The organism is Nostoc sp. T09, assembly GCF_002154695.1.
GTDB lineage: Bacteria > Cyanobacteriota > Cyanobacteriia > Cyanobacteriales > Nostocaceae > Aulosira.
This window is the reverse complement of record NZ_MTAV01000225.1, coordinates 1-7,749: the sequence shown is the minus strand read 5'-3', so window position 1 is coordinate 7,749 and position 7,749 is coordinate 1. Positions and strand designations below refer to the sequence as shown.

Genomic DNA, 7,749 nt, shown 5'->3' with positions numbered 1-7,749 from the left:
CCATTGACAAGACCCTCAAAGTCTGGAATTGGCAAACTGGGGAGGAACTGCGAACCTTGGTGGGTCATAGTAACTGGGTAAAAGCAGTTGCTCTAACTCCAGATGGCAAGTATGTGATTTCTGCTTCCATTGACAAGACCCTCAAAGTCTGGAATTGGCAAACTGGGGAGGAACTGCGAACCTTGGCGGGTCATAGTTCCTCGGTAAATGCAGTTACCCTCACCCCGGATGGCAAGTACGCGATCTCTGGTTCCCATGACTACAGCATCAAAGTCTGGGATTGGCAAACTGGGGAGGAACTGCGAACCTTGGCGGGTCATAGTTCCTCGGTAAATGCAGTTGCCCTCACCCCAGATGGCAAGTACGTAATTTCTGCTTCTGATGACAAGACCCTCAAAGTCTGGAATTGGCAAACTGGGGAAGAACTGCAAACTTTAGAAGGTCATAATTACTCGGTAAATACTGTTGTTCTCACCCCGGATGGCAAGTATGTAATTTCTGCTTCTGATGACAAGACCCTCAAAGTCTGGAATTGGCAACCTGTGGAGAAACTGCGAACCTTGGCGGGTCATCGTAACTCGGTCAATGCAGCCGTCCTCACCCCGGATGGCAAGTACGTGATTTCTGGTTCCCGTGACGACACCCTCAAAGTATGGGATTGGCAAACGGGAAAAGAACTGCAAACCTTGGCAGGTCATAGTAACTCGGTAAATGCAGTCGTCCTCACCCCGGATGGCAAGTACGTGATTTCTGCTTCCATTGACAAAACCCTCAAAGTCTGGAATTGGCAAACTGGGGAAGAACTGCGGACTCTAGAAGGTCATCGTAACTCGGTAAATTCAGTCGCCCTCACTCCAGATGGCAAGTACGTGATTTCTGCTTCCAATGACAAAACCCTCAAAGTCTGGAATTGGCAAACTGGGGAAGAACTGCGGACTCTAGAAGGTCATCGTAACTCGGTAAATTCAGTCGCCCTCACCCCGGATGGCAAGTACGTGATTTCTGCTTCCAATGACAAGACCCTCAAAATTTGGAATTGGCAAACTGGGGAGGAACTGCGGACTCTAGAAGGTCATCGTAACTGGGTAAAAGCAGTTGCCCTCACCTTGGATGGCAAGTACGTGATTTCTACTTCATATGACAACACCCTCAAGGTCTGGAATTGGCACACTGGAGAAGTAATTGCCAGTTTCATAGGAGAAAGTGCAATATATTGCTGTGCTATTGCACCTGATGGAATGGGAGTTGTTGCTGGAGATGCATCAGGACGGATGCATTTTTTGCGGTTACAAAGCAAAGAAGAGTAATTTGTAATTAAGAAATGCGGATTTTGTTTGAGCCAGTTGTGGGGAATGGGGATAATATGGAGTCCGGTTAGACAATTGTCATAGCTAACGTTGCAAAACAATTCTCGAATTATGCGATCGCCTGTTTTAATTTCCTTCCCATCACCATGACTGTTGTTAATTCACTCATCAGCCGCCATCAAAGTGCGATCGCTCTTGCTCATTTTCTCAGCTTTCAAGCAAAAAGGCGCAACGTTGAAGATAAAAGCCGCAATTTTCCGCATCAAAGGCGCAATGTTGAGGACAAAAGCCGCAACGTTCAAGATAAAAGCTGCAATGTTCGAGATAAAAGCCGCAACTTCCAGGCTCAAAGGCGCAACGTTCAAGCTCAAAGGTGCAACTTCGAGGATAAAAGCCGCAAGCGTCAGGTTCAAAGGTGCAATGCTCAAGCTCAGAAGTTCAAGTTTCAAGCTAAAAGCACAATTTTTACTCTATTTAAGTAGACTGATGCGCTCAAATGGAAAATTGATTCCTTAAGGAAAGCGAAGCGGCAAGATTTTGAGGGCTTTTGTCATGTGAGCAGTGCCCAGCTTACGGATAGACTACAGATAAGTAGTCATGCCAAATTAAATATATATGGTCATTGCGAGTGTAGCGAAGCGAAACGAAGCAATCCCAGCCCTTGCGATTGCTTCACTTCGTTCGCAATGACATAAATATTCTTGCATAAGCACTTAGACAAGAGCGATCGCAGTATTGCTCGATGTAATTGCATTGGCTGGGAACGATTCACAACGACTCAAAAAGCAAATGTAAGGTAACAGATATCTTTGGGATTCACCTGCTGAGAAATATTAAGAGACATAGAGCGCAGCTGCCGCTTTCTTCATCATTGCGATACATTACATCTTGCGATAGATTACATCATAATTTTTTGAGTGTAATCCACAACTTTTCGGTTCCTCTGCTCCCTCCCAAACTTTAAAATACTTAATTTTCAAACCTCTAGCCGTGAGCGAATTGTACACCTAACTGAAGTTTCTGCTACGGATTTTCCTGTCTCTAGCCGCTATAAGTATAAGTGCCGAGTGCAAATTATCTCTAATGAAGACGAAACTTTGTTGCAGAAGGATTTATTCGCTCGGATGCAGCCAAGTTGGTTAGTCGAGTTGAAGAATAAGGGAGACTGCACGATCGCGCTGACGCTTTGCTACCGCGAAGGCGATATTAGTCAGCCCTGGCAGGATGCGGGAACTGTGACCTTTGCTACACAGGATTACTTGAAAGGCGATCGCAATGCCGATTCAGACCTGGGAACAAGCTCCGCAACTGAAGCTAAAAGCACGTCTGACGGAAAGCACCGACGAAGGCAGTAGCAGCACAGTGACGGTCTTCAGCAAGCAATCCAGTTCTCGTCGCCGGACTCATGGTATAGCAGAAGAAGCAGAGGTGGATTTGCCTCAGCCCACGCTCCTCACTCCCCAAGACGAAGTGATCGTCAAAGACGTGTGGAACAAGCTGCGGGCATGGAAAGAGTTGCAGATGGAGAAATTTTTCAAGCGGTTATTATTAGAAGAACCAGAGCTTGAGTATTTGTTTGGCGAAGCGATCGACTGCGTCAGCGACTTCTTTTATGAGTTGTTTGATTGTGCCATCCACCAGCTTCAACCCGAAACTCAAAATATTGTTGGTGAGCCGTTAATGGGGGTGCCGCCGGAGAAAGGAGACAGCTTTGATACGGTTGAGGAGTATGGAGCGTTATTTGCAGATATGGGTCTGCGTCCGCAGCACTGGATTAAAGCACGGCAAGTGTGGATGTGGATGCTGCCGTCGACTCCGTATCTGGAAGAATACGATCGCGAAGACCTGAAAAAAGGCGCAAACTCTTGCCTCTACAAGTTCTTTAACACGTATGTGATTCTGCCAATGGTAGAGGCAGTGCAGCGTTATGAGAATGCTTTGCCACCCCAAATGCTGCAACAAATGGCAGATTGCTGGGAGGTATTTAGCCAGAATAAGCAGCAGATGGGCATGGAGTTCTACCAGATTTTGTTTGAGAAATATCCGTTTGTGCTGCCGATTTTTGGACGGGCAGATATGGATTATCTCTCGCTCCACCTGTTCCAGGCTGTGGAATTTTTGGTGCGCTGTTTGCGGACAGGCAGCAGCGACAATATGCTGCAAGAACTGCGATTTTTGGGACAGGTTCACAGTTTTGCAGATGTGCCTTCCTGCGCCTATCCAGCCGTCTCGGACACAATGTTTGTGTTGTTCGAGAAATATTTGCCTAACTTCACGCCAGAACTGCGGCAAGCATGGCAAATATTATTCGATCGCGTCGTGAACGTGATTAAATTACCGATGCTCAACCAAGAGCGATTGCTGAAAAAAGCGAAGCAGTTTCTCGATCTGATTTCCTCAGAACAAGCATGGGAACCGGAAGACAAAGAACGGCGGTGGAAAGAGATCCGTGAGGAAGTAAAAGCGACGCGAACCTATACCCACACCTATGAGGAACTGGCCTATGGAACTCAGGTGGCGTGGCGCAATGCCTCGAAATGTGTGGGGCGAATTGCCTGGAATAATATGGTGGTGCGCGATCGCCGTCATGTGACTGACCCTGATGAAATGTTCCGCGAATGCCAGGAACACGTCAAGTTTGCCACCAATGGCGGTAATCTCCAGATTACGATGACGGTCTTTCGTCCCAGGCTGCCGAAAGAACGCTGGGGCCCTCGCTTCTGGAATTCTCAACTCTATCGCTATGCTGCCTATGAACAACCCGATGGCAGCATTTTAGGCGATCCGGCAAACCTGGAATTAACTAATGCCATTATCAAGTTTGGCTGGCAACCGCCCGAATCGCGCACTGGATATGACATTCTACCGCTGGTGATTGAGGTTCCCGGTCAGGAGCCGAAAATGTACCACTGGCAGCCAGAGGAAGTACTGGAAGTACCGATTGAGCATCCCACAATTCCAGAGTTCAAAGAATTGGGAATGCGCTGGTATGCGATTCCTGCCATTAGTAATTTCTCGGTGCATATTGGCGGCATTCATTATGGCTGTATGCCCTTCAATGGCTGGTACATGGACACCGAAATCATGCGGGACTTTCTCGATGAGTACCGCTACAACAAGATGGAGGAAATTGCCAAAGCCCTGAAACTGGATACTAGTTCAGAGCAAACGCTGTGGCGCGATGAAGCAGCCCTGAAACTGAACGTTGCCATCCTCCACTCGTTCCAAAAAGCCAAGGTAACAATGGTGGATCACCAAACCGCGTCTCGTCAGTTTTTGATTCACGACTTGCGCGAAAAGAAAGCCGGACGAGAATGTCCTGGCGATTGGGGTTGGGTAGTTCCAGCCACAGGTGGCAGTACTTGTCCAGTTTGGCATCACCAAATGCGCGATTTCTACCTAGAGCCTGCCTATCACCATTCTGCCAACCCTGCCTACACCTGTCGGCGATTGTGCTACGCACACGCTTCACGAACGCGGGATTGCCGTCCCGGTTGTTGCTAATGATGAACTGCTGCAAGAAGTCATTCCTGGCAGCCGTTCCACTCGTTACATCGTTTTCGATATTGCTAATACAGATTTGCAGTACGAGACGGGCGATCACGTTGCTGTTTACCCCTGCAATCCACCGGAACTAGTCGATCGCCTTTGTACGCGCATCGGGGCTTCTGCGAATGCTTACTTTACCGCGAACTATGTTACACCGGACGGTACAGTAACTGATGACCAACCGCCTGTTGCTGTTCCCACAACTGTGCAGCAATTGTTGTCTGAAGAACTCGATCTGGCGTTACGGGAGCCATTCAACGATCTGCTGGTGTACCTTTATTCAGTGGTACAGAATTCACAAGAAAAGCAGCGCTTAGAAATCTGGCTAGAGATTTTACGCCAGGGCGAGGAGCATCCAGATAGCATAACGCTCAAGAAAACGATTACCGACAACTTTATGAGCGTTGTCGATCTGTTTGATGAGTTTCCTTCGGCACCCGTTACCTTAGAAGCACTGCTAGAACTGTTACCCAAGCAAAAGCCGCGCCTCTACTCAATTTCCTCCTGTCCGTTGCTGCATCCCCAACAGATCCAAATTACGGTAGGAGCTTTGCAAATCAAAACCGATGCAGGCAAGGTACGGCAGGGGCTTTGCTCTAACTATCTCACTAGACTGCAACCAGGAGCGAAAGTGCGGATTGGGGTTCGCACCTCTGGTTTCCGTCCACCTGCCGATTCTCAAGCTCCAATGCTGATGGTGGGGCCCGGCACAGGCGTTTCGCCGCTGATTGCTTTCCTGCAATATCGAGAAGCCCTGCTACAGCAGGGAACACCGTTAGGTGAGGCGTGTCTCTACTTTGGCTGTCGCAATCACAGTGACTTCCTATATAAAACGCAACTGAGCGCCTGGCAAAACCAGGGTGTGTTGTCTGGGTTAGAAGTTGCCTTTTCCCGTCTCACCGATAAAAAGGTGTACGTTCAAGGCTTGATGCAGGAGAAAGCAACAGAACTTTGGCAACTGCTGAGTCATCCTCAGTGTCATTACTACGTCTGTGGTGATGCAAAGATGGCAGATGATGTATTTGAAGTGTTTATGGCGATCGCTAAAACCGTTGGTAACCTTTCGCACATCGCAGCAGTAGAATTCTTCGACACCATGAAGAAAGAACACCGTTTCCATACCGACGTTTGGGGCGTGCAACTCAACTTTAAGCAAGCGATTCAACAGCTGCAAAAAGATAACTACTCCAAAGCTGAAAAGTGGTTGGAGCAGGTAAAACAAACTAGCGAAGAATCAGTCACTGCCGACGAAAGTCAAACTTTGATGGTATAAACGAATTCAGCTTGAGCTAGAGAAGCCAGGAGACAACCCTTTGGAGTTTCCTGGCTTTGCTTTTCAACATTTGACGTTCCTGATGGGGTGAGAGTTATTGCTGGAGATGCATTAGGACGGGTGCATTTTTTGCACTTGCAAGCCACAAAAGAATAATTCGTTCGTAATTCGTAATTAAGAAAGTCGGATTTGGTTTGGGTGGAAGAGGTTGTATCGGTAGGCAGTTGTGGAGAATTGGGATCGTATCGAGTCCGGCTAGACAATTGTCATCGCCAGCCTTGCAAAGCAATTCTCGAATCTTGCGATCGCCTCTTTTGACTTCATTCCACTCACAATGATTTTTGATAAATAACTCATCGCCCGTGATAAAAGTGCGATCGTTCAGGCTCAAAGGTGCAACTTTGAGGATAAAAGCTGCAACCGCCAAGCTCAAAGATGCAACTTCGAGGATAAAAGCTGCAACCGCCAGGCTCAAAGATGCAACTTTGAGGATAAAAGCTGCAACCGCCAGGCTCAAAGGTACAACTTCGAGGATAAAAGCTGCAACCGCCAAGCTCAAAGGCGCAACGTTCAAGCTCAAAGGCTCAACTTTCACCTTCAGAAGTTCAAGTTTTAAGCTTAAAGCACAAATAACCTAGCAGATTGCTGATGTGCTTCAATTCCTCAACTAAATACATCGCCTATTTGCTACGTTGTCAGCCCGCCCTGCAATAAATTGCGGGCTAATAGCTCAAGTCTACTAAAGTAGACTGGGTATGCTTTGTTTACTCTACAGATAGACAAGTGCGATCGCAAAACATTTCGATTTTACTGTAGGGGCACGGCATGAGTGGATTATACGCTTGTCCGAAATATTGTTGATGCTGTGCCCTTACCAATCAGATATTTCATTTAGCAATATAATATACTTGTTATTCATGATTATTACTTAAGATAATTGGGATGACATATAACCCCAAAATACATCATCGCCGTTCTATTCGTTTACCAGAATATGACTATACCCAAATCGCTGCATATTTCACGACGATTTGTACGTATAAAAAGCAATGTTGGTTTGGCGATGTAATTAATGGGGAAATGCAGCATAATCAACTGGGAATAATTGTTCACACCTTTTGGCAGGCTCTTCCGCGTCGTTTTTCTCACATTCAATTAGATGCTTTTGTGGTCATGCCGAATCATGTGGTGCGATTCGTTTAGGCGAAAACGAAAGGCTATCAGCCCTGAGTGTATGCCTAGCAAGCGTTCCAGCCCATCGTATCGGCTGAACTGAACCTTGACAACTTAATGACCATGTGGGTGAAAGTCCCGCCACTCAAGGTGCAGAGTTGAAAGCGCTTCCCCTATTATTTGGTGTAGCAAACTAAATGATAAAGCGGGGAAGTTAAGTGGAGGTAATTGGGAAACCTATCCTGAAATCCCTTCTAGCAAGAACTCATGGGTAGCGAAGCGCGAAAATGCTATTAACTGCCGTAACAGGCAACCAGTGAAATTAGGTTGATGTCCCTCTGGACTAACACTGGGAGACCCAAAATGGGCAAGGATAAAGGTCTAACGTCTGAAGGGGTGACAAAGGGGCTGAAACGAAGGAAAGAAGGGAGTGTGACCGTTTTGAGG

At 47.1% G+C, this 7,749-nt stretch carries 7 protein-coding genes; 5 read left to right on the top strand and 2 right to left on the bottom strand.

What is annotated here, in order from left to right:
• The coding region (locus tag BV372_RS33075; RefSeq protein WP_143845454.1) for a WD40 repeat domain-containing protein at nucleotides 1-1,307 on the top strand (1,307 nt) is incomplete at its 5' end.
• A gap of 161 nt (nucleotides 1,308-1,468) precedes the next feature.
• Here BV372_RS33075 and BV372_RS35710 read toward each other — a convergent pair.
• Entirely contained in the window at nucleotides 1,469-1,756 is a 288-nt protein-coding gene (locus BV372_RS35710) for a hypothetical protein (RefSeq protein ID WP_143845452.1), read from the bottom strand.
• Nucleotides 1,757-2,374: 618 nt separating this feature from the next.
• Here BV372_RS35710 and BV372_RS37275 point away from each other — a divergent pair.
• The 3 genes from BV372_RS37275 to BV372_RS37265 are packed head-to-tail and all read left to right on the top strand — an operon-like array spanning nucleotide 2,375 to nucleotide 6,129.
• Entirely contained in the window at nucleotides 2,375-2,662 is a 288-nt protein-coding gene (locus BV372_RS37275) for a hypothetical protein (RefSeq protein WP_218776804.1), read from the top strand.
• A complete protein-coding gene (locus tag BV372_RS37270; protein WP_218776803.1) occupies nucleotides 2,583-4,811 on the top strand; it encodes a nitric oxide synthase oxygenase in 2,229 nt (742 codons plus the stop codon). The genes BV372_RS37275 and BV372_RS37270 overlap by 80 nt, the downstream gene beginning before the upstream one ends.
• Entirely contained in the window at nucleotides 4,714-6,129 is a 1,416-nt protein-coding gene (locus BV372_RS37265) for a hypothetical protein (RefSeq protein ID WP_306299028.1), read from the top strand. Before BV372_RS37270 ends, BV372_RS37265 begins: the two co-directional genes overlap by 98 nt.
• A 94-nt stretch (nucleotides 6,130-6,223) precedes the next feature.
• On the opposite strand, the gene BV372_RS33060 is transcribed toward BV372_RS37265, so the two are convergent.
• Entirely contained in the window at nucleotides 6,224-6,724 is a 501-nt protein-coding gene (locus tag BV372_RS33060; RefSeq protein WP_086691500.1) for a hypothetical protein, read from the bottom strand.
• 347 nt (nucleotides 6,725-7,071) lie between these two features.
• On the opposite strand from BV372_RS33060, the gene BV372_RS35705 reads away from it, so the two are divergent.
• The gene (locus tag BV372_RS35705) at nucleotides 7,072-7,332 is read left to right on the top strand and encodes a hypothetical protein (protein ID WP_143845450.1); all 261 of its coding nucleotides are present in this window, start codon (nucleotides 7,072-7,074) and stop codon (nucleotides 7,330-7,332) included.
• The last annotated feature ends 417 nt before the right edge of the window (nucleotides 7,333-7,749 follow it).